This is a genomic window from Sphingomonas sp., assembly GCF_029239295.1.
In the GTDB taxonomy this organism is placed as follows: domain Bacteria; phylum Pseudomonadota; class Alphaproteobacteria; order Sphingomonadales; family Sphingomonadaceae; genus Sphingomonas.
On the sequence record NZ_JAQZBC010000007.1, the window covers coordinates 85,459 to 111,327 of the forward strand.

At 66.6% G+C, this 25,869-nt stretch carries 24 protein-coding genes and 1 riboswitch; of the genes, 14 read left to right on the forward strand and 10 right to left on the reverse strand.

The window, feature by feature from the left end:
* Genes fabI through K0S66_RS09125 form a run of 3 tightly spaced genes read right to left on the reverse strand, consistent with a single transcriptional unit; the run spans window position 1 to window position 2,738 of the window.
* Window positions 1-804: an enoyl-ACP reductase FabI gene (gene fabI / locus K0S66_RS09115; RefSeq protein ID WP_301075033.1), complete on the reverse strand. Its 804-nt coding sequence runs from the start codon at window positions 802-804 to the stop codon at window positions 1-3.
* A complete protein-coding gene (locus K0S66_RS09120) occupies window positions 801-1,766 on the reverse strand; it encodes a YihY/virulence factor BrkB family protein (protein ID WP_301075034.1) in 966 nt (321 codons plus the stop codon). The genes fabI and K0S66_RS09120 overlap by 4 nt, the downstream gene beginning before the upstream one ends.
* A 27-nt stretch (window positions 1,767-1,793) precedes the next feature.
* Window positions 1,794-2,738: a J domain-containing protein gene (locus tag K0S66_RS09125; RefSeq protein WP_301075035.1), complete on the reverse strand. Its 945-nt coding sequence runs from the start codon at window positions 2,736-2,738 to the stop codon at window positions 1,794-1,796.
* Window positions 2,739-2,839: 101 nt separating this feature from the next.
* On the opposite strand from K0S66_RS09125, the gene K0S66_RS09130 reads away from it, so the two are divergent.
* The 9 genes from K0S66_RS09130 (at window position 2,840) to metH (ending at window position 12,981) form a co-directional block, all read left to right on the forward strand.
* A complete protein-coding gene (locus K0S66_RS09130) occupies window positions 2,840-3,133 on the forward strand; it encodes a hypothetical protein (RefSeq protein WP_301075036.1) in 294 nt (97 codons plus the stop codon).
* Between the two features lie 62 nt (window positions 3,134-3,195).
* Complete coding sequence (locus K0S66_RS09135) at window positions 3,196-3,597, forward strand: hypothetical protein (protein ID WP_301075037.1); 402 nt, start codon at window positions 3,196-3,198, stop codon at window positions 3,595-3,597.
* 43 nt (window positions 3,598-3,640) lie between these two features.
* Window positions 3,641-4,255 carry a cob(I)yrinic acid a,c-diamide adenosyltransferase gene (gene cobO, locus K0S66_RS09140; protein ID WP_301075038.1) on the forward strand — a complete coding sequence of 205 codons (615 nt, stop codon included), beginning with the start codon at window positions 3,641-3,643 and terminating at the stop codon, window positions 4,253-4,255.
* Window positions 4,256-4,276: 21 nt separating this feature from the next.
* Window positions 4,277-4,477: riboswitch (cobalamin riboswitch) on the forward strand.
* 120 nt (window positions 4,478-4,597) lie between these two features.
* Entirely contained in the window at window positions 4,598-6,445 is a 1,848-nt protein-coding gene (locus tag K0S66_RS09145; RefSeq protein ID WP_301075039.1) for a TonB-dependent receptor, read from the forward strand.
* A 79-nt stretch (window positions 6,446-6,524) separates the two neighbouring features.
* On the forward strand, window positions 6,525-7,346 hold the full coding sequence (locus K0S66_RS09150; protein WP_301075040.1) for an ABC transporter substrate-binding protein: 822 nt from the start codon (window positions 6,525-6,527) through the stop codon (window positions 7,344-7,346).
* Window positions 7,343-8,311: an iron ABC transporter permease gene (locus tag K0S66_RS09155; protein WP_301075041.1), complete on the forward strand. Its 969-nt coding sequence runs from the start codon at window positions 7,343-7,345 to the stop codon at window positions 8,309-8,311. The genes K0S66_RS09150 and K0S66_RS09155 overlap by 4 nt, the downstream gene beginning before the upstream one ends.
* 17 nt (window positions 8,312-8,328) lie before the next feature.
* Window positions 8,329-9,054: an ABC transporter ATP-binding protein gene (locus tag K0S66_RS09160; RefSeq protein WP_366520804.1), complete on the forward strand. Its 726-nt coding sequence runs from the start codon at window positions 8,329-8,331 to the stop codon at window positions 9,052-9,054.
* A 45-nt stretch (window positions 9,055-9,099) separates the two neighbouring features.
* On the forward strand, window positions 9,100-10,173 hold the full coding sequence (locus tag K0S66_RS09165) for a homocysteine S-methyltransferase family protein (protein WP_301075043.1): 1,074 nt from the start codon (window positions 9,100-9,102) through the stop codon (window positions 10,171-10,173).
* A gap of 87 nt (window positions 10,174-10,260) precedes the next feature.
* On the forward strand, window positions 10,261-12,981 hold the full coding sequence (metH, locus tag K0S66_RS09170; RefSeq protein ID WP_301075044.1) for a methionine synthase: 2,721 nt from the start codon (window positions 10,261-10,263) through the stop codon (window positions 12,979-12,981).
* A 22-nt stretch (window positions 12,982-13,003) separates the two neighbouring features.
* Here the strand turns inward: metH and K0S66_RS09175 are convergent, their stop codons facing one another.
* On the reverse strand, window positions 13,004-13,183 hold the full coding sequence (locus K0S66_RS09175) for a YbdD/YjiX family protein (protein WP_301075045.1): 180 nt from the start codon (window positions 13,181-13,183) through the stop codon (window positions 13,004-13,006).
* Window positions 13,180-15,231, reverse strand: a complete 2,052-nt coding sequence (locus K0S66_RS09180) for a carbon starvation CstA family protein (protein ID WP_301075046.1) — start codon at window positions 15,229-15,231, stop codon at window positions 13,180-13,182. Before K0S66_RS09180 ends, K0S66_RS09175 begins: the two co-directional genes overlap by 4 nt.
* Before the next feature lie 162 nt (window positions 15,232-15,393).
* Between K0S66_RS09180 and K0S66_RS09185 the strand changes: the two genes are divergently transcribed.
* The 5 genes from K0S66_RS09185 to K0S66_RS09205 all read left to right on the forward strand — a co-directional run bounded on the left by K0S66_RS09185 (window position 15,394) and on the right by K0S66_RS09205 (window position 19,603).
* Window positions 15,394-15,663: a hypothetical protein gene (locus K0S66_RS09185; protein ID WP_301075047.1), complete on the forward strand. Its 270-nt coding sequence runs from the start codon at window positions 15,394-15,396 to the stop codon at window positions 15,661-15,663.
* 55 nt (window positions 15,664-15,718) lie between these two features.
* Complete coding sequence (locus K0S66_RS09190; protein WP_301075048.1) at window positions 15,719-15,991, forward strand: hypothetical protein; 273 nt, start codon at window positions 15,719-15,721, stop codon at window positions 15,989-15,991.
* A gap of 120 nt (window positions 15,992-16,111) precedes the next feature.
* A complete protein-coding gene (locus tag K0S66_RS09195; RefSeq protein WP_301075049.1) occupies window positions 16,112-16,366 on the forward strand; it encodes a ribbon-helix-helix domain-containing protein in 255 nt (84 codons plus the stop codon).
* 84 nt (window positions 16,367-16,450) lie between these two features.
* A complete protein-coding gene (locus K0S66_RS09200) occupies window positions 16,451-18,859 on the forward strand; it encodes a TonB-dependent receptor (protein WP_301075050.1) in 2,409 nt (802 codons plus the stop codon).
* A gap of 60 nt (window positions 18,860-18,919) precedes the next feature.
* Window positions 18,920-19,603 (forward strand): Fe2+-dependent dioxygenase, encoded by a 684-nt coding sequence (locus K0S66_RS09205; RefSeq protein ID WP_301075051.1) that lies wholly within the window; start codon window positions 18,920-18,922, stop codon window positions 19,601-19,603.
* A 42-nt stretch (window positions 19,604-19,645) separates the two neighbouring features.
* Here K0S66_RS09205 and K0S66_RS09210 read toward each other — a convergent pair whose 3' ends face one another.
* The 5 genes from K0S66_RS09210 to K0S66_RS09230 all read right to left on the reverse strand — a co-directional run bounded on the left by K0S66_RS09210 (window position 19,646) and on the right by K0S66_RS09230 (window position 25,868).
* Window positions 19,646-20,539: an SDR family NAD(P)-dependent oxidoreductase gene (locus K0S66_RS09210; RefSeq protein ID WP_301075052.1), complete on the reverse strand. Its 894-nt coding sequence runs from the start codon at window positions 20,537-20,539 to the stop codon at window positions 19,646-19,648.
* A gap of 65 nt (window positions 20,540-20,604) precedes the next feature.
* Window positions 20,605-21,363 (reverse strand): TetR/AcrR family transcriptional regulator, encoded by a 759-nt coding sequence (locus tag K0S66_RS09215; RefSeq protein ID WP_301075053.1) that lies wholly within the window; start codon window positions 21,361-21,363, stop codon window positions 20,605-20,607.
* Complete coding sequence (locus K0S66_RS09220; protein WP_301075054.1) at window positions 21,350-22,921, reverse strand: AMP-binding protein; 1,572 nt, start codon at window positions 22,919-22,921, stop codon at window positions 21,350-21,352. Before K0S66_RS09220 ends, K0S66_RS09215 begins: the two co-directional genes overlap by 14 nt.
* Window positions 22,918-24,564 carry a carboxylesterase family protein gene (locus K0S66_RS09225; RefSeq protein WP_301075055.1) on the reverse strand — a complete coding sequence of 549 codons (1,647 nt, stop codon included), beginning with the start codon at window positions 24,562-24,564 and terminating at the stop codon, window positions 22,918-22,920. The genes K0S66_RS09220 and K0S66_RS09225 overlap by 4 nt, the downstream gene beginning before the upstream one ends.
* Entirely contained in the window at window positions 24,561-25,868 is a 1,308-nt protein-coding gene (locus K0S66_RS09230; RefSeq protein WP_301075056.1) for an MFS transporter, read from the reverse strand. Before K0S66_RS09230 ends, K0S66_RS09225 begins: the two co-directional genes overlap by 4 nt.
* Window position 25,869: the final 1 nt, after the last annotated feature.

Below are 25,869 nucleotides of genomic sequence, written 5' to 3' on the forward strand. Positions count from 1 at the left end.
TTACGACAGCGCGATGTCGGGCGCGTCCTCGGCCTTCATGCCGATCACATTGTAGCCGGCGTCGACATGATGGATCTCGCCCGTCACGCCGCTCGCCAGATCGGACAGTAGGTAAAGGCCGGCGCCGCCGACGTCGTCGATCGTCACGTTGCGGCGCATGGGTGAATTCAGCTCATTCCACTTCAGGATGTAGCGGAAATCGCCGATCCCGCTGGCGGCGAGCGTCTTGATCGGGCCGGCGCTGATCGCGTTGACGCGGATGTTTTCCGGGCCAAGGTCCATCGCCAGATACTTCACGCTAGTTTCCAGCGCCGCTTTCGCCACGCCCATGACGTTGTAGTGGGGAACGACCTTTTCCGCGCCGTAATAGCTCAGCGTCAGCAAGCTGCCGCCCTCAGGCATCATCGCGCGCGCGCGCTTCGCCACGGCGACGAAGCTGTAGGCGGAGATGTTCATCGTCATCAGGAAGTTGTCGAGGCTGGTGTCGACATATTTGCCGCGCAGCTCGTTCTTGTCCGAGAAGCCGATCGCATGGACGACGAAGTCGATCGTCGGCCAGTCCTTCGCCAGTTCGTCGAACGCCGCATCGAGCGCCGCCATGTCGGACACGTCGCAATTGATCAGCCGGCTGGAGCCAAGCTGCTCAGCCAGCGGGCGCACCCGCTTCGCCAGCGATTCCCCCTGGTAGGAAAAGGCCAGGTCCGCGCCTGCCTGCGCCAGCTTCTGCGCAATCCCCCAGGCAAGCGACTTGTCATTGGCGAGGCCCATGATGAGCCCACGCTTGCCCGCCATCAATCCATTCACATCGTTGCCTTTGCTTCCGAACCCGGGGGGGCTCCCTCTAGCCCGTTCTCCGGTGGTTCCGCCAGCGCTGCGTTGAGATGCGCGCCGAAGACGAGACCAAGCCCGATCAGATAGAAGAACAGCAGCATGACTACCACCCCCGCAAGGCTGCCGTAGGTGAGATCATAGCCGCCAAGGTTGGACAAAACCATGGGCAAGCCCGCCGTCATGCCCACCCACCACGCGGTCGTGAACAAGGCGCCGGGCCACACCCGGTTGCCCGAATAGCGATATTTGGACGGCGTGACGAAGTAGAACAGCATCCACAGCGCGCCGAACATGACGACGCCCGGGATCGCGCGGCTGAACCCGATCCAGCGCGCGATGTCCTGTGCGAAGGGCAGCAGATTGTAGATGAATTGTTCCGCGGCGGTCAGGATGCCCTGCACCAGGAACGAGATCAGCGCGAGCAGGACCGAGACGACGATGCCGAACGTCAGGCCAAGCCGCGCGCGCCACAGCGACTGCGAACTGCGCGTGCCATAGGCGCGGCGGAAAATCTCCCGGATCGCCTCGACGAAGCTGCCGACGGTCCAAAGCCCGATCAGCGCGCCGAGCCACAGGAGCCCCCCCGTCCGCGCGGCGAGCACATCGGAAATCGGCTTGCGCAGGATGCTGGCAACGTCGGGCGGCAGGACGTGGAGAAACGATTCCACCGCCTGCCGCGTGCCGTAATCCTGCCCCAGCGCCCCGAGCACGGCGGCCGCCACGATGAAGAACGGAAACACCGTCATCAGCGCGAGATAGGCAAGGTTGCCGGCGTGAATGAACCCGTCGTTGTAGACGCCCACGCACGCCCGCTTCACCACCTCATAGGCGTAGCTGCCGGGCCGAACCTTCGCGAGTTGATGGTCGAGCTTGGTGCGGGCGTGGCCGTGATGCTTGCGATCCTCCGGCGTCAGCGATCCCGCTTCCTCACTCAAAACATGCTCCCTTGTCGCTGTGAAAGGTCAGACGCCCATGTCGGCGCGCGGGTTCCCGCCGCCGGACCAGCTGTCCACGAAGCTGTCGAGCGCAGCGTCGTCGGCCGGGATCTGGATCATCAGCGTGACAAGCTGGTCGCCGCGCGTGCCGTCCTTGCGGTGGAAACCCTTGCCCTTCAGCCGCAGCGTGCGACCCGACGACGAGCCCTTGGGCACGGTCAGCATCACCGGTTTCTGCACGGTCGGTACCTTCACCGGGCCGCCCTTCACCGCCTCGCTGAGCGTGATCGGCAGGTCGAGGCGGACGTCGTCGCCGTCGCGGGTGAAGAAACGGTGCGGCTGGATGTCGATCGTGACGATCGCGTCACCGGCGCCGCCCGGGCCCTGCTCGCCCTTGCCCGACAGCCGCATCTGGGTGCCGGTCTCAACGCCCGGCGGCAGCTTCAGGTCGATCGTCTTGCCATCGGCGAGCGTGATCCGCTGCGGTTCGAGCGCGGCGGCATCGACGAAGGGGACGCGCAGCCGATAAGCGACATTCTCGCCCTTTGGCGCAGCGCGCTGACGCCGGCCGAAGCCGCTGGAAAACCCGCCGCCCGGCCCGCCGGTGCGGCCGCCGAACAGCCCTTCGAAGATGTCGGACATGTCGACGCCCTCGGCGCCGCCGAAATCCTCGCTGCGGAAGCCGCCGCTGGTCGAACGTCCACCGGCAAAGCCGCCGCCGCCGAACCCTGCGCCGAACGGCGAGGTGGGATTGCCATCGGCATCGATCTCGCCGCGGTCGAACCGGGCGCGCTTGTCCTTGTCGCTCAGCAGGTCATAGGCGTTGGTGACCTGGCTGAACCGCTCCGCCGCCTTGGGATTGTCCTGATTGCGGTCGGGATGCAGCTCCTTTGCGAGCTTGCGATATGCATTCTTGATCTCGGCCTCGGAGGCGCCACGCGCCACGCCGAGCGTCGAATATGGATCCGCCATTGTAGCCCCGTTGGTGTATTAGTCGGCTATGTGGGGCAGCGCCGGGTTGAGTGCAATGCAGGTTATCCGCCATCTCTGCGCCGGTTGGGTGCGGAGCGGCGATGCCGGCGCTGGGCGCGGCGGATCGGCAGCTGGCCCGGCCATCGGCACGGCTGACAGGATTTACCATCTATCGGGCTTTCCGCCGCTTGCCCGGCACGGCAAAGGACGGGACCATGAACGCCGAGGTATATTGTGGCTCCGACCGCCCGTTGGTCGATGTCATCCGTGAAGCATTGCGTATGGCCGACGTGCTCGGGCTGTCGACCACCAGCCTTCACCTGAATGCCGCGCTGGTCACGCTGGACGGCGAGGGTGTGTCTCCGCCGACCGACGCGGCCTATGCGCATTGCTGATCGCCGGCTGACGCGGGCAAATGGTCAGCGCACGTTCAGCCATTGGGGTTGATCGTTGCGCCATGAAGATGTTCGCACCCGTCCTGATCGCCGCGACCGTCCTGGCCGCCCCTGCTACCGCCGCCGCGCGCGACACGCCGGAGGTTCAGCTGCAAAAGGCGCTCGCCGGGCGCGTCGCGGGGGAGCCGGTGCGCTGCATCAGCACCACCGCGATCACGTCGACGCAGATCATCGACAAGAAAGCAATCATCTACCGCGTCGGCAGCACCATCTACGTCAACGAGCCGCAGACCGGCGCTGACCAGCTCGACGATCTCGACGTGCTGCTGAACCGGACGACCGGAACGCAATTGTGCCGCCTCGATACGCTCCAGCTGCTCGACCGCAATTCGCGGATCCAGCGTGGATTTGTCGTGCTCGGCGATTTCGTGCCTTACAGAAGGGCGCCAGCGGCGAAGAAATAAGCGGCCGGTTGCCAGCCGCGCGGCACATGACGATAGCGCGGGCATGACCGACCAGATCGACGATCACGCCCGCCACAACGAACGGATGCGCCGCATGAAGGTGGCGCGCGACCGGATGCAGGCGCGCCGCACGCTCGAACGCGGGCTGCTGATCGTCCACACCGGCAACGGCAAGGGGAAGTCCTCCGCCGCCTTCGGCATGGCGATCCGCTCGATCGGCTGGGGAATGCGAGTCGCGATCCTGCAGTTCGTGAAGGGCACTTGGGAAACCGGCGAGCGCAACTTCTTCACCGATCATCCGTCCGACCTCGTCAGCTTCGAAAGCATGGGGGAGGGGTTCACCTGGGACACGCAGGATCGCGCGCGCGACATCGCCGCGGCGCGGCGCGGGTGGGAGCGGGCGCAGGAGCTGATCCTCGATCCCGAGATCGACTTCGTGATCCTCGACGAACTCAACATCGTACTGGCTGATGATACGCTGCCTTCGGCCGAGGTGCTGGCATTCCTCAAGGATCGCCCGCTGACCAAGCATATCTGCGTCACCGGGCGCGGCGCGCGGCCCGAACTTGTCGAAATCGCCGATCTGGTGACCGAGTTCGGCGAGGTGAAGCACCCCTTCAACGCGGGCTTCAACGCGCAGAAGGGCGTCGAATATTGACGAAGCCGGGCCGCCGGCCCTAGGGGCGCGGCCGCGAACGGTTCCCGGAGACGGGATGAAAAGGGAAGTCGGGAAGGGCATCAGCCCCATGCCCGCGCTGCCCCCGCAACTGTGATCGGCGAGTGCCGTCCATCCGCGCCACTGGAGCCTGAGGCTTCCGGGAAGGCCGGGCGGCACGCTGACCCGAGAGCCAGGAGACCTGCCGGTCGCACGTCGATCCATCGCGCGGACGGGGTGTGCCGGGCGGACGAGGCCGAAACCCTCGAGCGAACGACAAGAGGGATCGGCTGACGGGCGGTGCATGGAGGCGCCGGCCGCAGCCCTTTTGTTGGGGCAATAACAATGAAGACCATCCACTGGCTGGCGGCATCCGCCACCCTGATCGCGGCGCCCGCGCTCGCGCAGGACGCATCGCCGCGCGGCGACATCGTGGTGACGGCCAGCGGCGTGCCGCAGGATGTCGATACCACCGGCCAGGCGGTGACCATCATCGACCGCGAGACGATCGAACAGCGGCAGACGGTGGTGCTCAGCGACCTGTTGCAGACCACGCCGGGGGTGACCGTGACTCGCAACGGCGGCGTCGGCACCGTCAACTACGTGCGCATCCGCGGTGCAGAGGCGGATCAGACGCTGACGCTGATCGATGGCGTGCGCGTCAACGATCCGTCGTCGCCGGGCGGCGCATTCGATTTCGCCAATCTGCTCACTGCCTCGGTGGAGCGGGTCGAGGTGGTGCGCGGGCCCAATTCGGTGCCATGGGGCAGCCAGGCAATCGGCGGCGTGGTCAACGTGATCACCCAGGCGCCGACGCAGCAGCTGCGCGCACGCGGCAATGTTGAATATGGCGCGATGGACACGGTGTTCGCCAGCGGCGGCATTTCGGGCGGGAGCGGGATCGTTTCGGGCTCGCTCACCGGCGGTTACCTGCGCACCGATGGGATCTCCGCCTATGATCGCGGGACCGAGCGTGACGGCTATCGCCAATATGGCGCCAGCGGCCGCGTGGAAGTGGCGTTCGCGCCCAACATCCGCCTCGACCTGCGTGGTTATTGGGCCGACAGCCGCACGGAGCTGGATGGCTTTCCCGCGCCCGCCTTCGCCTTTGCCGACACCCGCGAATATTCGACCGCGCAGGAACTGTACGGCTATGCCGGGCTGAACGCGGATTTCCTCGACGGCCGGTTCCGCAACGTCCTGGCGTTCCAGATCGCCGACATCGACCGCGACAATTACGATCGTGATGTCGGGGCCGCCCCGCTGTTCCTGTCGCGCGGGCGCAGCGAACGCTACACCTACAAGGGCGACCTGCAGGCGAACGACCAGATCCGCGTCGTGCTCGGCGCCGAGCATGAGACGACGCGTCTGAACGACGGCACCGACCGGTTCAGCCGGGGCACCACCAGCTTCTGGGGTGAAGTGATCCTGACCCCGCTCGCCGGGCTCGCCGTCACTGGCGGTGTGCGCCACGACGATGACGATGCCTTTGGCGGGCGCACCACCTTTGCCGCCAACGCCGCTTATACGCTGCCGACCGGCACCACGCTGCGCGGGAGTTATGCCGAAGGGTTCAAGGCGCCGACGCTGTACCAGCTGTACGCGCCCTTCTACGGCACGCCGACGCTGGATGCGGAGACCGCCAGGAGCTGGGACGCAGGGGTGGAACAGCGGCTGATCGACGACCGGCTGGTCGCCAGCGCGACCTATTTCAACCGCCACACGCGCAACCAGATCGATTTCGACGCGCTGACCTTCACCTACAGCAACATCGCGCGGACCAACGCGGAAGGCGTGGAAATCGGGCTGCTGATGCGTCCGGTCGATCGCTTCACGATCAACGCATCCTATAGCCATATCGACAGCGAGAACCGCAGTGCCGGCTTCGTCGGCAACGATCTGGCGCGCCGGCCCGAGGACAGCGTCAGCGTGTCGGCGGATTACCGCTTCCCCTTCGGCCTCGCGCTGGGCGCAACGGTGCTGACGGTGGGCGACAGTTTCGACAATGCGGCCAATACCGTGCGGCTCGACGGCTATACGCTGACCAACCTGCGCGCCGAGCTGCCGTTGAATGACCGCTTGTCGATCTATGGCCGGTTCGAGAATGTGTTCGACGCCGATTATCGCGTCGTGGCCAATTACGGCACGATCGGGCGCGCGGCCTATGGCGGTCTGCGCGTGAAACTGGATTGAGCCATCGCCATCCCGTCCGCCTTGGCGCGGCCATTTTGGTCGCGACGCGGCGGGTCGCGGGGCGGTAGGCTGGTGCACGATGCGGCTGGTCCTTCTCCTTGCGCTGTTGCTCGCCGGCTGCTCCGGCGGGGTGCCGACGCGTGAGGGGATGAGCCGGGGCGGGATCGTCTCGCTCAATCCCTGTGCCGATCAGTTGCTCTTGTCGCTGGTGCCGCCGCGACAGATCGCGGCGATCAGCCATTATTCGCACGATCCCCGCGCGACCTCGCTCCCGCTTGATGTGGCGCGGCGGTTCCGCGCCACGGCGGGCACGGCGGAGGAAGTGATTGCGCTGGCGCCGGATCTGGTGATCGCCAGCAGCTTCACGTCGCCCACCACTCGCGCGGCGTTCGACCGCGCGGGGCTTCGCACCTTGTACCTCGATTCGCCGACCACCATTGCGGCGAGCCGCGCACAGATCGCCGAAGTCGCCGCCGCGGTCGGCGCAGCGGATCGTGGCCACGCGCTCGACGCGCGGATTGCGCGGGCGCTGGCGCACAGCCGGGGTATTGGAAAGCCGCTCCCGACCTTGCTGTTCATCGGCGGTGACCTCGCCAATGGCGACGGCACGCTGCTGCACGAGATGATGAGCCACGCCGGACTACGCGATGCCGCGGCCGATTACGGGCTGGCGATGACCGGCCGCCTGCCGATCGAGACGATCGTTGCCGATCCCCCCGCGCTGATCCTGTCTCCCGACAACGGGGGGCGGACAGCAGAGACGCGCCGGCGCCTTCTCGCCGCGACCGGTGCACCGACGCGCGAGGCGCCATTCCCCCGCGCGCTGGTTAACTGCGGCGGGCCGACCATTCCGGCGGCGCTTGAACGGCTCGCCGCGGTTCGCCGGAGCGCCGGTGCATGAGCCGCCTATCGCTTAATCTCGCGCTGGTGCTGCTGGTCACGCTGCTGTTCGCCGGCTCGCTGATGGCGGGCAAGGCATGGGTGCCGCTGGATGCCTGGTGGTCGAGCGATCCGCGCTGGATGATCATTGTCGAACTTCGGCTGCCGCGCGCGCTGCTGGCGCTGGTGCTGGGCGCGGTCCTTGGGCTGTCGGGCGCGGTGTTGCAGGGGTGGCTGCGCAATCCGCTGGCCGATCCGGGTGTGCTCGGCGTGTCTTCGGCAGCAGCATTGGGTGCTGTCGCTGCGCTGGTGCTCGGCGTGGGAAGCCAATGGGGAGTGTTTGCAGCGGCAATGGCGGCGGCGATCGGCGCAATGGCGCTGCTGGCGGCGCTGACATGGCGCGCGGAAAGCGCGGCGGCGTTCGTGCTGGCCGGGTCGGTGCTCGCCAGCCTCGCCGCCGCGCTCACCGCCTTTCTCATTTCGATTGCGCCCAATCCCTATGTCGTCGCCGAAGTGCTCGACTGGCTGATGGGCGCGCTGACTGATCGCAGCTTTGCAGATCTGGGCCATGCCGCGCCGTTCATGCTGGCCGGCGCGGTGCTGCTGCTCATCACCGGGCGCAGCCTTGATGCGTTGACCTTGGGCAGCGATGCGGCGCGGTCGCTCGGGGTCGACCTGCGGCGCTTGCAGGCGCTGGTCATCGCGGGAACCGGCCTCGCGGTCGGCGCCGGGGTGGCGGTGACCGGCGTGATCGGTTTCGTCGGGCTGGTCGTACCGCATCTGCTGCGCCCGCTGGTCGGCGCGCGTCCGTCGGCGCTGCTGGTGCCAAGTGCGCTGGGCGGCGCGGCGCTGGTGCTGGGCGCCGACACGCTATGCCGGCTGGTTCCCGGCGCTGGCGAGGTGCGGCTGGGTGTGGCGATGGCGCTGATCGGCGCGCCCTTCTTCCTGGCGCTGCTGCTGGGTGAGCGGGGGCGATCATGGGGCTGACGGCCGGCGGCCTATCCGTGAGCCTACGGGGACGGCGCATCCTGCATGGGATCAACGCCACCTTTGCACCGGGGCGGGTCACCGTGGTGCTGGGCGCGAATGGCGCGGGCAAGAGCACGCTGCTGCGCGCCGCCGCGGCGCTGGTACCGTGCGCGGCGGGCAGCGTGACGATCGATGGTAGGGATGTCGCCGCCCTTTCGCCGCGCGAGCGGGCCTGCACGATCGGCTATCTGCCGCAGGATTCGGTCGTGCATTGGAACATGCGCGTGCGTGATCTGGTGGCGCTCGGCCGTCTGCCGCACGGCGATGGTGACGCGGGCGCAGTGGCCCGCGCGCTGGAGGCTACCCGCACAGCTGACCTTGGAGAGCGCGCGGTGCGCGATTTGTCGGGGGGCGAGCGGGCGCGCGTGCTGCTGGCGCGGGTGCTCGCCGGCGCGCCCCACTGGCTGCTGGCCGATGAACCGCTCGCGAGCCTCGATCCACTCCATCAGCTCGAAACGCTGGCGTTGCTGCGTGCGGCGGCGGCGGGGGGCATGGGCGTCGTGGTGGTGCTGCACGATCTGACCCAGGCGGCGGCCGTCGCCGATGACGTGCTGCTGCTGAAGGACGGTGCGGTGCTGGCGCACGGGCCGACCGATGTTGTGATGACTGCCGAGCATCTCGCCCAGGCCTATGGCGTAGCGGTGGAGGTGCTCGATCGCGCCGATGGGCGCCGGGTGATCGTGGCGACCAACACGCTCTGACCACCTGGCTTGAACATATAAAGATATCTTTATATGATGCGCTTCATGCCTAGCCACGCCCAATCTGCGCCCGATGGCGCCCGCGAAGCCCTGCTCGCTGCCGCGCGCGAACGTATCCTCGTCACGGACGGCGCATTCGGCACCGAGATCCAGAACTGGAAGCTGTCGGAGGCGGATTACGCCGGCACGCTGGGGCTGTCGCACGATCAGAAGGGCAACAATGACATCCTCGCGCTGACCAAGCCGGAGGTGCCCGAATCGATTCACCGCGCCTATTTCGAGGCGGGCGCGGACATTGCCGAGACCAACACCTTTTCGGCCAATCGCATCAGCCAGGCCGATTACGGTGCCGAGAATCTGGTGCGCGAGATCAACGTCGAAAGCGCCGCGATGGCGCGCCGCATCGCCGACGAATTTGCTTCGCGTGATGGCCGCCGCCGCTTCGTCGCTGGGGCGATCGGCCCGACCAACAAGACGCTGTCGCTGTCGCCCGACGTCAACGATCCCGGCTTTCGCGAGATCGACTTCGATTATCTGAAGCAGGTCTATCGCGAACAGGCCGACGCCCTGATCGAGGGCGGGGCGGACTTCATCCTGATCGAAACGGTGTTCGACACGCTGAACGCCAAGGCCGGCGTGATGGCGGCGCAGGAGGCCGGCGCCGCGATCGGGCGCGACGTGCCGATCATGCTGTCGATGACGCTGACCGACCTGTCGGGCCGCAACCTGTCGGGTCACACGGTTGAGGCGTTCTGGCACGCCGTTCGCCATGCGAAGCCAGTGACGATCGGGCTGAACTGCTCGTTCGGCGCGCAGCAGCTTCGTCCGCATGTGAAGACGCTGAGCGAGATCTGCGACACGCTGATCATGGTCTATCCCAACGCCGGGCTGCCCAACGAACTGGGCGCCTATGACGAGGCGCCGGAGACGACCGCCGGGCTGGTCAAGGAATGGGCCGACGCGGGCCAGGTCAATGTGCTGGGCGGCTGCTGCGGTTCGACGCCGGCGCATATCAACGCCATCGCCGATGCAGTGCGCGGGCTGTCGCCGCGGACGATCCCGGTGCCGCCGGTGCGCACGCGCCTCGCGGGGCTCGAGCCGTTCACCATGGCGGCCTAGGCCGTCCTTTTCCGCCCGTTCGCCCGTGTCGGGGCGGGTCCGGGCGCGCGCGTCGACACGTCCAGTGCGAACGGAATTTCTGATACCATGGCCTCTCAACCGACCTCCTCCACCCAGTTCGTCAACATCGGTGAGCGTACCAACGTCACGGGTTCCGCGGCGTTCAAGAAGCTGATCATGGCGGGCGACTATGACGCCGCCGTCACCGTCGCGCTCAACCAGGTCGAGAACGGCGCGCAGATCATCGACGTCAACATGGACGAAGGTCTGCTCGACGCGGTCGAGGCGATGACCACCTTCCTGAAGCGGATCGCCGCCGAACCCGACATCGCGCGAGTCCCCGTGATGATCGACAGCTCCAAATGGGAGGTGATCGAGGCCGGTCTGAAATGCGTGTCGGGCAAGCCGATCGTCAATTCGATCAGCATGAAGGAGGGCGAGGAGAAGTTCCTCGCCGAGGCCCGGAAGTGCATGGCCTATGGCGCCGCCGTCGTCGTCATGGCGTTCGACGAGGTCGGGCAGGCCGATACCGAGGATCGCAAGGTCGAGATCTGCCAGCGCGCCTACAAGCTGCTGACCGGCATCGGCTTCCCGCCCGAGGACATCATCTTCGATCCCAACGTGTTTGCGGTGGCGACCGGGATCGACGAGCACAACAATTACGGCGTTGATTTCATCAATGCGGTGAAGCGGATCAAGGCGAGCTGCCCGCATGTCCATTTCTCGGGCGGGTTGTCGAACCTGTCGTTCAGCTTCCGCGGTAACGAGCCGGTGCGCCGCGCGATGCATTCGGTGTTCCTCTACCATGCGATTCCCGCGGGCCTCGACATGGCAATCGTCAACGCCGGTCAGCTCGACGTCTATGACCAGATCGATCCGGAACTGCGCGAGGCGTGCGAGGATGTGATCCTCAACCGTCCGGCGCGGCGCGAAGATGAGACACCGACCGAGCGGCTGATCGCGATTGCCGAGCGGTTCCGCGGGCAGAAGGGCGCCGTCGCCGACGACACCGCCGCACTGGAATGGCGCAGCTGGCCGGTCGCCAAGCGGCTGGAACACGCGCTGGTCCGTGGCATCGACGCCTTCGTGGTCGAGGATACCGAAGAAGCGCGGCAGCAGGCCACCAAGCCGATCGAGGTGATCGAAGGCCCGTTGATGGACGGCATGAACGTCGTCGGCGACCTGTTCGGTTCGGGCAAGATGTTCCTGCCGCAGGTGGTGAAATCCGCGCGCGTGATGAAGAAGGCGGTGGCACACCTGTTGCCGTACATCGAGGCATCGAAGGAGCCGGGGGCCAAGGGCAAGGGCAAGATCGTGCTCGCGACCGTGAAGGGCGATGTCCACGATATCGGCAAGAACATCGTCGGCGTGGTGCTCCAGTGCAACGGCTTCGAGATCGTCGATCTGGGCGTCATGGTGCCTTGGACCCGCATTCTCGAGGCTGCGGTGGAGCATGATGCCGACATGATCGGCCTGTCGGGCCTCATCACCCCCTCGCTCGACGAGATGGTGACGGTGGCGGAGGAGATGCAGCGCGCGGGCATGACGATGCCGCTGCTGATCGGCGGCGCGACGACGAGCCGCGTCCACACCGCACTGAGGATCGATCCGGCGTACAAGGGCGCGGTGGTCCATGTGCTCGACGCGAGCCGGGCGGTCGGCGTGTGCACGTCGCTGGTGTCCGAGACGCAATCGATCGAGTTCGCCGCGAAGACCAAGGCCGATTACGAGGACGTGCGCGTCAAACGCGCCAACGCCAGCGGATCCAACCTGGTCCCGCTGGAAAAGGCGCGCGCCAACGGCTTCGTCGCCGATATGGCGCTGAAGCCTGGCGCGCCGCTCCAGCCCGGCCTCCACCGCTTTGACGATTGGGATCTGGCCGACCTGCGCGAGCTGATCGACTGGACGCCATTCTTCCGTTCGTGGGAACTCGCCGGCAATTTTCCGGCTATCCTCGATGACGCGATCGTCGGCGAAAGCGCGCGGTCGCTCTACGCCGATGCGCAGGCAATGCTCGACACCATTATTGCGGAAAAGTGGCTCACCGCGCGCGGCGTCGTGGGGCTGTGGCCGTGCCATCGGGGCCAGGGACCATGGGGCGACGACGTGTTCGTCCAGCATCGCCATTCGGACGACCATCGCACGCCCGACGGCGGCAGCGTGCCCGAGCATATCCGCGTGCCCGATCTCGACCGCCGGAACGAGGACAGCCGCCGGCTTTGCTTCCTGCGCCAGCAGATCGCGAAGCGCGAGGGGCGGGCCAATATGTGCCTTGCCGATTTCATCGATACGCACGGCGACTGGATGGGCGGCTTCGCGGTGGCGATCCACGGCATCGATCCGCACCTCGCCCGGTTCAAGGCCGACGTCGACGATTACAACGACATCCTGCTGAAGGCGCTGGCCGATCGCTTCGCCGAGGCGTTTGCCGAGCGGCTGCACCAGCATGTCCGCACGACTTTATGGGGCTATGCGCCCGACGAGCAGCTGACCAACGAGGCGCTGATCCGTGAGCAATATCGCGGCATCCGCCCGGCACCGGGCTATCCCGCCTGCCCCGATCACACGTTGAAGCCCGAATTGTTCGAGATGCTGGCCGATGAGGCCGGCGACGTCGCGGGAATCACGCTCACCGAAAGTATGGCGATGCTGCCGACCGCGGCAGTCTCCGGCTTCTACTTCGGGCATCCGCAGGCGGCGTATTTCGGTGTCGCGCAGATCGGCCAGGATCAGGTGGCCGATTATGCGACGCGTCGTGGCCGCCCGAAGGACGAGGTCGAACGCTGGTTGCGCCCTAACCTCAGCTAGGCGTTTTGTTCAGGCGGGCGGGTCAGCAGCAGCGCCCGCCGCCGCTCCCGTAGCGCGCCTGCTGGCGATCGCGGAAGAATTCCGCCCGCGTCATCGGCGTACGCTCCGGGTGATGATCGGCCAGGTGCCGGCAATAAGCGTCATAATCAGGGAGGCCGACCATCAGCCGCGCGGTCTGTGCCGCCATCGCCAGAAAGCTCATCGTGCGACCTCCAGGGCAGGCGGAATTTCGGTGACGCTCGGCCGGTCGATGCGTGCCGCCGCGCGGCAGGTTCGCACGGTGTAGAACAGGATCGCTGCCACCACGACGAGGAACAGCGCGCATAGTGCCGCGTCGATCCGGTCGTTGAAGACGATGCGCGCCATCTCACCCATCGATTCGGCCGGCTTCAGCACCTCACCGCGCGCGATCGCATCGGAGAAAACCTGCGCATGCGCCAGGAAGCCGATCTTCGGATCGGGGTGGAACAGCTTCATCAGCCCCGCCGTGCCGGTACACAGCACCAGCCAGCCGGCGGGAACGATCGTCACCCAGGCCATCCGCTCGCGCTTCATGCGGAACAGCACCACCGTCGCCAGCATCAGCGCGACGGCCGCGAGCATCTGGTTGGAAATGCCGAACAGCGGCCACAGCGTGTTCACCCCGCCAAGCGGATCGGTGACGCCCTGATAGAGGAAGAAGCCCCAGGCGCCGACGCACAGCAGCGTTGCGATCAACCCCGGCATGAAGCTGGACGTTTCCTTGAACCGCGGCGCGGCAAGGCCGAGCAGGTCCTGCAGCATGAAGCGGCCGGCGCGCGTGCCCGCGTCGACCGCAGTCAGGATGAACAGCGCCTCGAACAGGATCGCGAAATGGTACCAGAAAGCCTTCATGCCCGGCCCGCCCAGGATCGCGCTGAAGATTTCCGCCATGGCGACGGCCAGTGTCGGCGCGCCGCCGGCGCGGCTGACGATGGTCGTCTCGCCCACCTCGCGCGCGGTGTTCGCCAGTGTTTCCGCTGACACCGGGAAGCCCATCGCCGTTACCGCGGCGGCTGCGGTGACAGGATCGCCCCCGGTGATCGCGGTCGGCGCGTTCATCGCGAAATAGATGCCGGGATCGAGGATCGACGCGGCGATCAGCGCCATGATCGCGACGGCGCTTTCCATCAGCATCGCGCCATAGCCGATGAACGGCGCATCACCCTCGCTTGCGATCAGCTTGGGCGTGGTGCCGCTGGAAATCAGCGCGTGGAAGCCGGAGACGGCGCCGCACGCGATGGTGATGAACAGGAACGGGAACAGCGGCCCGGCCCAGACCGGCCCAGTGCCGGTGAAGGCGAATTTGGTCAGCGCCGGCATCCGCAGCGGCGGGGCGAGCACGACGATGCCGATCGCCAGTGCCGCGATCGCGCCGATCTTCAGGAAGGTCGACAGGTAATCGCGCGGTGCCAGCAGCAGCCACACCGGCAGCAGCGAGGCAATCGCGCCATAAGCGATCAGGCCGAAGCACAATTGCACCGGCGTCAGCGTGAAGATCGGCCCCCAGACGGCGCTTTCCGCGACCGACTGGCCCAGGATGATCGCGGCGATCAGGCCGATGAAACCGATCACCGATACCTCGCCGATCGCGCCAGGCCGGATCCATCGGGTATAGACGCCCATTACCATGGCCAGCGGCACCGTCGCGATCACGGTGAACAGCCCCCACGGGCTTTCTGCCAGCGCACGCACCACGATCAGCGCCAGTACGGCGAGGATGATGACCATGATCATGAAGGCGCCGACCAGCGCGATCGTGCCGGGGATTGCGCCCATTTCCATGCGCACCAGTTCGCCCAGCGACTTGCCGTCGCGGCGCATGGAGATGAACAGGATCATGAAATCCTGCACCGCCCCGGCGATCACGACGCCGGCCAGGATCCACAAGGTGCCGGGAAGATAGCCCATCTGCGCCGCCAGCACCGGGCCCACCAACGGGCCGGCACCGGCGATCGCGGCGAAATGGTGCCCGAACAGCACGCGCCGGTCGGTGGGGATGAAATCCAGGCCGTCGGCGCGGCGTACCGCTGGCGTTGGCCGCGACGGATCGATGCCGACCACCGCACGCGCGATGAACAGCGCATAATAACGATAGGCGATGAGATAGACCGATATCGCCGCGGCGACGATCCACAGCGCGTTGATCGGCTCACCCCTGACCGTCGCGATGACGCCCAGGCTGATAGCGCCGACGATGGCCAGCACGATCCAGGGAAGATGCCGCGTCATGATCGATCCTCTCTTCCACGCCTGGCTTGCATCGTACGCCCGGCCGTTCTGTTGGCGCCCCTAATCCAAGCGCTCGGCCATCTCCAGTGCGCGTGTCGCGGAACCGCGCCGCCGCTTCCCGCGATAAGGCAGTTCTGAAAACTCAGCGAGCCGGAGACTGGAATGGCGGAAGCGACATGGGGCGAGGGAAAACCGCCGTCGATCGACTGGAAAATGAGTGCCTCGCTGGAGAATGTCACGCGCGGCGATGCGGCGGTGCCCGAGGTCACCAATCTGGAGGCTGCGGTGCGCGAATGGCAGGATCTGGACCCCGCGATGAAGGCCGACGCGGTGCTGAAGCTGGAGCGTCCGGTGTGGCTGACGCCCGAGATGCCACTGGACACCTTCGCCGGGGACGGCATTGGCGATCTGGTGCGCATGCTTCCCGCGTGACCAGCGGTCCGCCGGGGCATGGCCATTGATTTTGACGAACAGAAGGACAGGCACGATGTCGCAAGGCCAGATTGAAATCGACAACAACAGCATTCTCGACAACATCGACGCCGAACTGGTCGAGTTCACCGCAGAGGTCGATGGGGATGATTACGAGTTCGCCGTGCAATATGATCTGCTGGAGGCGCTGAGCGGCGACCGGCCCGACGGCGACGGGGTGGAGATGGTAAACCGCTTCATCGATCAGGTAAGCGACGCCGCGCTGTCGGCGCTGTCGCGCAACTCCGATGCGAACCCGATTGTGGTCAGCGAGGCCGATCTGGAATAGTCCAAGGGGCGGCCGGTGGTGCGCGCGATCCCCGCGCCACCACTCGGCAGCCAGAGACCGTTGCATGCACTTTCCACCGGCAGCCATGGCGCTGCCCCTCCGCTTCCGCGCCGGCCTGCGATGAGCAAGCTTCATCCGCCAGACGGCGGCTTCGTCGGTCCGATCAAGCGATCGATCACCATCGCCGGCCACGCGACCTCGATCAGCCTTGAACCATTATTCTGGCAGTCGCTGGAGCGTGCCGCCGTTCTGCGCGCGCTTCCGCTGTCTGCCTTGGTGGCGCAGATCGACGCCTTGCGCATTGCCGACGACGACCCTCCCAATCTTGCCAGTGCGCTGCGCACATGGATCCTCTCGGAGGCGCTACAAACATAATAATCACTCGCATTATCGTTGACAGTGCGAACGACTCTCAATAGCTTCTCGGACATAATTTGATACAGTTCGGGGGCACCATCCATGGTTGAACGAGTAGGATCGGCAGGCGCACCGGCGTTCCTGGCGCTGGCGGCAGTCGGCTTCATCGCGACGGCACCGGCGCACGCGGAGGCTGTTTCTGCCCCGGCCGCGTCCGCCAGCGCCGATCCCGCCGGCCAGCAGGTCACCACTGAGGATCGCCGCCGCGACGACATCATCGTCACTGGCCAACAAGTGACGTCCGAACAGGCCAGCGCCCGGACGACGCGTCCCGTGCGCGATACGCCGCAGACCGTCACCATCCTCACCAACAAGACGATCGAGGAGCAGAACCTGCTCACCCTGCGCGACGTCCTGTCGACCGTGCCGGGCATCACCTTTGGCGCGGCGGAGGGCGGGGTGGCGCCGTCCGACCAGATCACGCTTCGCGGTTATTCGGCGTCGAGCGACATCACGGTCGATAACGTGCGCGACAGCGGGCAATATACCCGCGGCGACCCCTTCGTGATCGAACAGGTGGAGGTCGTGAACGGCGCCAACTCGGTCTATTCCGGCGCCGGCTCGGTCGGCGGCTCGATCAACCTGGTGACGAAGCTGCCGCAGGCGGACACCGCGATCCGCGTCGATGGCGGGATCGGCACCGACGATTACTACCGCACCACCATCGACGCGAACGTGCGTGCCACTGACACGCTGGCGCTGCGGCTGAACGCCATGGCGCACCACAATGACGTGCCGGGCCGCGACGTCGAATACAACAAGCGCTGGGGCATCGCGCCCTCCGCCACGCTCGGCCTCGGCGGGCCCACACGGCTGACGGTGCATTACTTCCACGAGGAAGACGACAACATCCCGCAATATGGCGTTCCCTATTACAAGAATGCCTTCAACAACGGGCCGCTGCCCGGCGTCGATCGCAGCGACTATTTCGGCTATCGCAATGTCGATACGCAGGACATCACGATCGACCGTGCCACGCTGATCTTCGAACATGAATTCAGCGACCGGGTGTCGCTGCGCAATCTGGCGCGGTGGCAGAATGTGCAGCAGCTATCGATCGTTGGCCCGCCGCAGGGTACCTATTGCCTGCCCGGCAACGTCCAGCCGACGGGCGCGGACTGCCCGGCAACGACGCCGGTCGGCTATTATCTGATCAGCGGCCCGCGCGGCAATTACCGCGATGTCACCAACCTGCTGATGTACGACCAGCTCGATCTGCGGGCGACGGTCAGCACCGGCGCGATCGAACATACGCTGGTGCTCGGCGGATCGTACAGCTGGGAGGAATTCACGCTGTCGACCGGCAATGTGTACCGCAACCCGAACGGCACCGCTGCTTATGCCTCCTTCCCGCTGATCAACTACACCAATCCCAACGTCGTGGTGCCCGGTCCGGCGGGGCGCGTGTACGGCAGCAACGTCTACACCGGCCCGATCAACCGCCTCGAATCCGGTCGCCAGCGCGGTGAGGTCAGCAATTGGGCCGTCTATCTGTTCGACACCATGAAGCTCGGCAAGATCGAGCTGAACGGCGGGCTGCGGCTTGAGGACAATCGCGGCAATTACCAGACCGACGCACTCGCCGCGAACACCGGCGCAACGGCCACCACGCCGCAGGGCCCGATCATTCCTGGCCCGCGCCTCACCAACAATGCGACCTTGTTCTCGTACCGCGTCGGGCTGGTCTACAAGCCGATCGAGGCGGTGAGCCTCTACGCCGCCTACGGCAATTCGATGACGCCGTCGCAGAATGCCGTGAACGGCGCGTGCACAATCGCGACCTGCAACGTCGATCCCGAAACCGCCAAAAATTACGAGATCGGCGCGAAGGCGGAGCTGTTCGGCGGACGCCTGCTGCTGACCGCCGCGGCCTTCCGCAACGAACGCGACAAATATCGCGTCGCCTCCAACGATCCGACCCTGCCGGATCAGGCGCTCGACGGCCGCTCGCGCGTCGACGGCATCTCGCTGGGCGCGGTCGGCAAGATCACGCCCGATTGGGACATCACCGCCAATTACACCTATTTGAAGCCGAAGCTGCTCCAGTCGGTGTCCGATTTCTGCCTCGCCAATCCCAGCGCGGCATGCGGCAACACCGCGGCCAATCCCGATCCCGCCCGCGGCGCCCCGCTGCAGAACACGCCCGATCATTCCGGCAGCCTGTTCACCACCTATCGCCTGCCGTTCGGGCTGACGATCGGCTATGGCGTCACGTATCAGGGATCGTTCGCGTTCAACCTGCCGACGGTGACTGCGCCGACCATATATCGCTCGGACGATTATTGGGTGCACAATGGCTATCTCGCCTATGACATCACACCCAGGCTCACCGCGCAGCTGAACGTGAAGAACATCGGTGACGAACTGTATTTCACGCGTATCCGCAATAATGGCTGGGCGACGCCCGGCGACGCGCGGTCGGCGGTCTTGACGGTCGCCTACCGCTATTGATCGGCAGCGCGGGGAGGGCGCATCCTTCCCCGCCGCAAACGGAAGGACGCACGACAGGCCATGCTGATCGCCATCCCCGACCTGCTCGATGCCGCAGCGGTCGCCCGGCTGCGCGGTATCATCGACGCGGCCGACTGGGTCGACGGCAATGTGACGTCAGGCCACCAGTCCGCGCTTGCCAAGCGCAACGAGCAATTGCCGGAGGACAGCGCGGCCGCGCGCGAGGCGGGGCAGATGGTGCTCGACGCCCTGGGCCGCTCGCCGCTGTTCTTCGCCGCGACGCTGCCGCTGAAGGTGTTCCCGCCGCTGTTCAACCGCTACGGCATCGGGCAGACCTTCGGCACGCATGTCGACAATGCGATCCGCATCCAGCGCGGGACCGATTTTCGCATCCGCGCCGACATATCCTGCACCCTCTTCCTGGAGGACGCGGCCGACTATGACGGTGGCGAGCTGGTGATCGAGGATCTGTTCGGGGTCCAACGGGTGAAGCTGCCCGCGGGCCATGCGGTCGTCTATCCCTCGTCCAGCCTCCACCATGTGACGCCGGTGACTCGCGGCACGCGGGTCGCGTCCTTCTTCTGGCTGCAATCCATGGTGCGCGATGACGGCGACCGGCGGATACTGTTCGATCTCGACCGCGCGGTGCAGACGATCGGCGCCGACCGGGGGCAGGGTGACCAGGCGGTGATCCAGCTGACCGGCGTGTACCACAATCTGCTGCGCCGCTGGGCCGACGCCTGACGCCGGCCGGATCGTCACGACCCGGCCGGCAGCGGGACTGGATCAGGCCGGTGCGCCGTCGCTTGCACGCTGCGCGCTGGCAACTTCGCGCTCCGCCTGGGTGAAGCCATAAGCGGGCACGATCTCGCCGCTGCGATCGGATACCTGCTCGAACTTCGCCAGCAACGTCTCGCCCGCGTCCGCGCCGCCACCAACGTAGCAGCCTTCGGTGAGCGTCACGTTGGCGCAGGCGAAATGCCCGGCGCCGGCGTTCAGGATCGTGCGCGTCGGCGCTTCGGGGCCGACCAGCGCGAGCAGCCCGGGGCTGACCAGCGCCGGGTCGAGCGCGGCGAGGCTCTCGCTCGACAGCACACCCGCGGTCATCTGCGTTGCCGCGGTCGGCGCCAGGCTGTTCACGCGGATGCCGTATTTCTCGCCCTCGATCGCCAGCGTCTGCATCAGGCCGATGAGCGCCATCTTCGCCGCGCCATAATTCGCCTGACCGAAATTGCCGTACAGGCCAGAGGAGGACGTCGTCATCACGATCCGGCCATAACCCTGCGCGCGCATCGTCTCCCACACTGCCTTGCAGCAGATCGCCGCACCCATCAGGTGAACGTCCACGACCAGGCGAAAATCGTCGATCGTCATCTTCGCGAAGCTCTTGTCGCGCAGGATGCCGGCATTGTTGATCAGGATGTCGATCCGGCCCCAATCGTCGGTCACCTTGGCGACCATCGCGCCGACGGCCGCTTCGTCGGTAACCGATGCCGCAATCGCCATCGCGCGGCCGCCCTGCGCCCTGATCTCGTCCGCGACCTTCTCGGCCGCCTCGAGCGCCAGATCGTTGACGACGACACTCGCCCCCTTGCTGGCGAGGTACAGCGCATGGGTGCGGCCCAGCCCGCCGCCTGCGCCCGTGACGATTGCGACCTTTCCGTCCAGCATCTTGCTCATCCTTCTAGACCTTCACTAACCAGCCAGTGAATATTGTAGATGTGGCGAGGCGGCGTCGTGCCGCCTCAACCCTTTGCCCGTTCCGCACAGATCTCGCGCAGCCCCGCCGCCATGAACGATGCCATGCGCGCCTTTACCGCGGTGAAATCATCCGACCGGCACAGCCCGTTGGACAGTTTGTCGATGCGGCCCGTGCGCGCCAGCGTGACCATCAGCGCGCCCGTGACGAAGTGATAGCCCCAGTAAATGTCTTCTTCCGCACAGTCGGGCAACGCCCGCTTGAGCAGTGCGATCAGCCGCAGGACGACGGGGTCAAAATGTTCGTCCATCAATTCGGCGCCCCATTCGGGGGTATTGGCGACCAGCGCCCCGAGGGCGCCATAGTTCTTCCAGCCCTCGCCGCCCTCGATGTACAGGTCGAGGTCGGTGTCGAGAAACGCGCGCAACGCGCCTTCCACCGTCGGCTTCTCGCCGTTCGCCGCCTCATACTCGTCCAGCGCGCGCATCCGCTGTTCGCTCGTCACCACCGCGCGGCGCGCAAAGACCGCGTCGAACAGCTTCTTCTTGTCCTCGAAATAATAATTCATCAGCGTGTGATGAACGCCGACGCGTTTGGCGACATCCTTCAGCGTCACGCCGTGCAGGCCGTGTTTGGAAAACAGGAACTCCGCTTCGTCGAGGATCTGCTCCATCGTGTCGGCGCGCTGTTCGGCCTTGGTCGCGCGCCGGCGCGTTTTCTTCTCCGGCTTTTCGGTAACGGTCACGCGGTCGACTGTCCCTTTTCTTGGCACGCCTCGCCCGCCGCTCTCCTCAAGCGCCTCCATGCTCGGCCCGCAAGCGTATCTTGTCGATCTTACCCGTAGGGGCAAGCGGCATGGCAGGCAGCCTGACGACGGCGTCAGGCACCCACCAGGGCGCGACATGCCCGCTAAGCGCACCGAGCAGGTCGTCGTCGCTGAGCGCCGCATCGCGCAGTTCGACCAGCAGGACCGGCCGCTCGCCCCATTTGGGATCGACACGCCCGATCACCGCGGCCTGCGCCACCTCCGGCAGCGCGCCGACGATCGCCTCGATCTCGGCCGGATTGATCCACTCGCCGCCCGACTTGATCAGGTCCTTGGCACGGCCGGTGATGATGAGGTTACCCTCGCGGTCGATCCGCGCGAGATCGCCGGTGGCGAACCAGCCACGCGCATCCGTGGCAGGGGCGTCCTGCCCGAAATAGCGCTCGATCACCGCGGCGCCGCGCACGCGCAAATGCCCCTCGACATCGCGCTGTTCGGGGAGCGCCACGCCATTCGCATCGGTCAGCAACAGGTCGACGCCGATCGCGGGCTTGCCCGAAACCGCCGCGGTGCGCGCCGGATCATGCGGCGGCGCCACGGTGCCAGACGGGGACAGTTCGGTCATGCCCCAGCTGGTCTGCACGGTCACGCCGAGCCGCTGTTCCAGCCGCTCCATCAGCGCGGGCGGCATCGGTGTGCCGCCGACGATGATCCGCTTCAGGCTCGGCACCTCACCGCCCGTCGCGTCGAGATGCTCGACCAGCCCGAGCCACACCGTCGGCACGCCGACGCCGACCGTCACCTGCGCCTGCGTGATCAGCCGCGCCAGGCTCGCGCCATCATTGCGCCGCCCCGGCAGTACCAGCCGGCCGCCCGCCGCCGGCACGGCAAAGGGGAGGCCCCAGGCGTTGGCATGGAACATCGGCACCACCGTCAGCACCGCGTCCGTCCGCGCGATCGCCATCACGTCCGCCTGCAAGGTTCGCAGCGTATGCAGGAAGCTGGAGCGATGGGTGTAGGTCACGCCCTTCGGCGCGCCGGTGGTGCCGGACGTGAAGCACAGGCCCGACGGCGCCGTCTCGGGGAAATTCCCCCAGGCGACATGAGTGGTGGTGGCCACGATCATCGGTTCCAGCGCCTCGCCCACCGCGCCGTCCGGCACCTCGCCGTCAATGACCAGGACGTGCCGGATTGTCGTCGCGGCTTCTGCGATCGCCGTGGCAAGCGGGAGCAGGTCGGCGCTCGCCACCAGCAGCTTGGCCTGCGACTGCATCGCCATGTCGGCCAGCTGCGCCGCGGTCAGGCGCGGGTTCAGCGTGTGGCAGACTGCCCCCATGCCCATGACGCCATACCATGTTTCGACATGTGCCTGGCTGTTCCACGCCAGCGTGGCTACCCGGTCGCCCGTCCTGATGCCCAGATCCGCCAGCACGCCCGACACGCGACCTGCGCGCGCATGCAGCGCGGCATAGCCGATCCGCGTGAGCGCGCCGTCGTCGCCGGCCGTGACCACCTCCGCGTCGGGATGCCACTTGGCCGCATGCGCCAGGAACTTGTCCAGCGTCAGCGGGAAATCCTGCATCGTTCCGTCGATCATCGGCAACCGGCCGCCTTTGTCAGTAGGGGGGAGGCAAGCCCCGTGTTCCAGTTCCACGGCTGGTTCCCCGCTGCGCGGCGGCGGCACATCGCCGCCTCGTGCAGCGCGAACATGCCGGGCGACAGCCTCGTGCCCGGCGTTGGCGCCTGCGCAAACGCCATGAAATGCGCCGCCTCGCCATAGGGCTGCCATTTGGGCTGGCCGTCCGCCACCGGCTGCCCAGTGCGCGCGAACGACAGCCAATAATCCATCATCGCCGCCGACAACCGCCGGTCGATCACCCCATCGGGGTTCTTCGGCCACAAGGGCGGCGTGCTGCCATTGGTGCCGAAGACGTACGGGATCTCGGCGGCATGAAAGGCGTGAAGTCCGTTCTCGCTCGTCGCCGGATAGGCGTGGTCGAAATAATAGAGGTAGCCGGGCCGCCCGATCGCGGTCTGGCCGATCGCCAGCCGTTGCGACGTCCAGCCGTAGAGCGCGTCGCGCGTCGTCGCGAGCATGGATTCGCCCACGTCGCTCGACGGGTAAAGCCGCAGGAACGGCTCGGCGAGGTCGCCGTACCGCTCCTTGATCGTCGCCTCATAGGCCGCGGCATCGGCCGGGGCGGGGGGCAGCAACATGCGCAGCGATCGGATCTCGCCCGCATTGTAGCCGGTCAGCACCGGCACCGGCGCCTGCTCGCCGCGATCCCACGTGTCGACCAACTGGCGCTTCAGGAGCTTGCCGTCGACGGTGCCCCACGGACCATAGCCCTTCATCGCCGCATTCTGCGTCAGCGTCTCTGCGTCCATGCCGCGCAGGTCGGCGAGATCCTTGGCACCCAGCGTCGTCATGATCTGCGCGCCGGCGTCCTCCGCCGAGGGCAGGCCATGGCGCGCCTGTTTCAGCTCGGGCGCGGTGATCATGTAGGCGCTCTGCGCGATCGCGCGCTGGAACAGGCCGCCCGCTTCGGGGCTGGCCATCAGATACATGACGCTGAGCGCGCCGGCGGACTCGCCAGCAATGGTGACATTGGCCGGATCGCCGCCGAACGCCGCGATATTGCGCTGGACCCAGCGCAGCGCCGCCATCTGATCCATCAGGCCGTAATTGCCCGAAATCTCGTCCGGCGATTCCCGGCTCAATTCGGGATGCGCAAGATAGCCGAGGATGCCGAGCCGATAGTTGATCGACACCACGATCGCGCCGCGCGCCGCCATCTTCGCGCCGTCGTACATCGCCTCATGGCCATAGCCGCTGACCAGCGCGCCGCCGTGGATCCATACGATCACCGGCAGGTCCTTCGCCTCGCGCGGCGCCCAGATGTTGAGCGCCAGGCAGTCCTCGCTCATCCGTTGCGGCGGATTGGCGTAGATGCTGGGCGCAGAGGACCGCGGCTGGACGCAGGCGGCGGCGAACGACGTCGCCTCGCGTACCTCGGCCCATGGCGTGGCCGGCACCGGCGGCTTCCACCGCAGCGGGCCGATCGGTGCCTGGGCATAGGGAATGCCCTTGAACACCCGCACCTTGCCCTGCGTGCTCCCCGCCACCGCGCCATCGGGCGCGCGGACGATCGGGGCACCGGCAGGCGCGGCGGAGGCGGCCGCCGGAACGGCCGCGCTGAGCAGGGACGCCGCCAGTGCGGCGCCGGTCAGTGATATCATGCGCGATTTCCCTCGCGGCGAAGCAGCCGCGCCAGCCACAGGAACAGCGCGATCGCGATGAGATAGAAGGGCGTCAGGGTATAAAGCGCGGTCTGCAGCGCATGGGCATCGCCCTGCGCCTTGAACCAGTCGCTCGCCTGGCCGACCCACGTCGGCCCCAGGCCCAGCCCGATGAAGTTCATGATGAGCAGCAGCAGCGCGCCCGACAGCACGCGTTGGTCCGGCCGCACCTCTTCCTGCACCAGCGCCACCGACGCCGAGAGGTAGAAATAGTTGAACACCATGACCACCGACAGCAGCATCAGTGCCATCGGCCAGCTCGGCGCCCAGATGAAGCCGAGGTAGAATGGCATCGCGATCGCCAGCGACATCGCCGGGGCGGTCGCATAGCCAGTGCGCGTGCGGCGCGTCATGCGATCGATGATCCGGCCGGAGAGCACCATGCCGCCGCCCATGCCGATCGCGAGCACCAGCGCGTACCAGATGGCGACGTCGCTCAGCTCCATGCCCTTTTCGCGCATCAGGAACAGGACGGCGAAATTGCCCAGGCCATAGGTGACGAACTGGGTCGCCCCGCTGCCCAGCGCCGCCAGCATCAGCACGGGGTTGGTCAGGAACATGCGCACGGTGGACCAGAAGCCTGCCGGCGGCACCGCCGCGATCGCCTTGGCCCCCTCCGGATCGGTCGCGCCGCGCGCCGGTTCGCGCATGAAGATGCGCAGCAGCACGGCAGTCACGATGCCGATCACGCCGATGATGATGAACGGCATCCGCCAGCCGAAATGTTCCGCGATCAGCGCGCCGAACGCGACGCCGATCGCAGCGCCGATCGCCGGGCCGAGATTGAAGATACCGAACGCGGCCGCGCGCTTGCCCGGCGGATAGGTGTCGGTAATGATCGCATAGGATGGCGGCACGCCGCCCGCTTCGCCGAAGCCGACGGTCATGCGCGCGATCACCAGTTGGGTGTAATTCTGCGCCAGCCCGCAGGCGACGGTCGCGCCGCTCCAGATCGCGCAGGCCAGCGACAGCACGGTCACGCGGCTGGATCGATCCGCCAGCCAGCCGACGGGGATCGCGATGAAGCAATAGAACATCGCGAAATACAGCCCGCCGATCAGGCCCAGCTGGCCGTCGGTAACGCCCAGCGAATCCTGGATCGGCTTGGCCACGATGCCAATCAGCTGGCGATCGAGGAAGTTCAGCACATAGACGAAGGTCAACGTCACCAGCACCCAGGCCGGCCGCTGCGCACGGGGACCAGCCCCGTGCGCTTCAACCGGCGCGCCCGTCGCCGCGCTCATC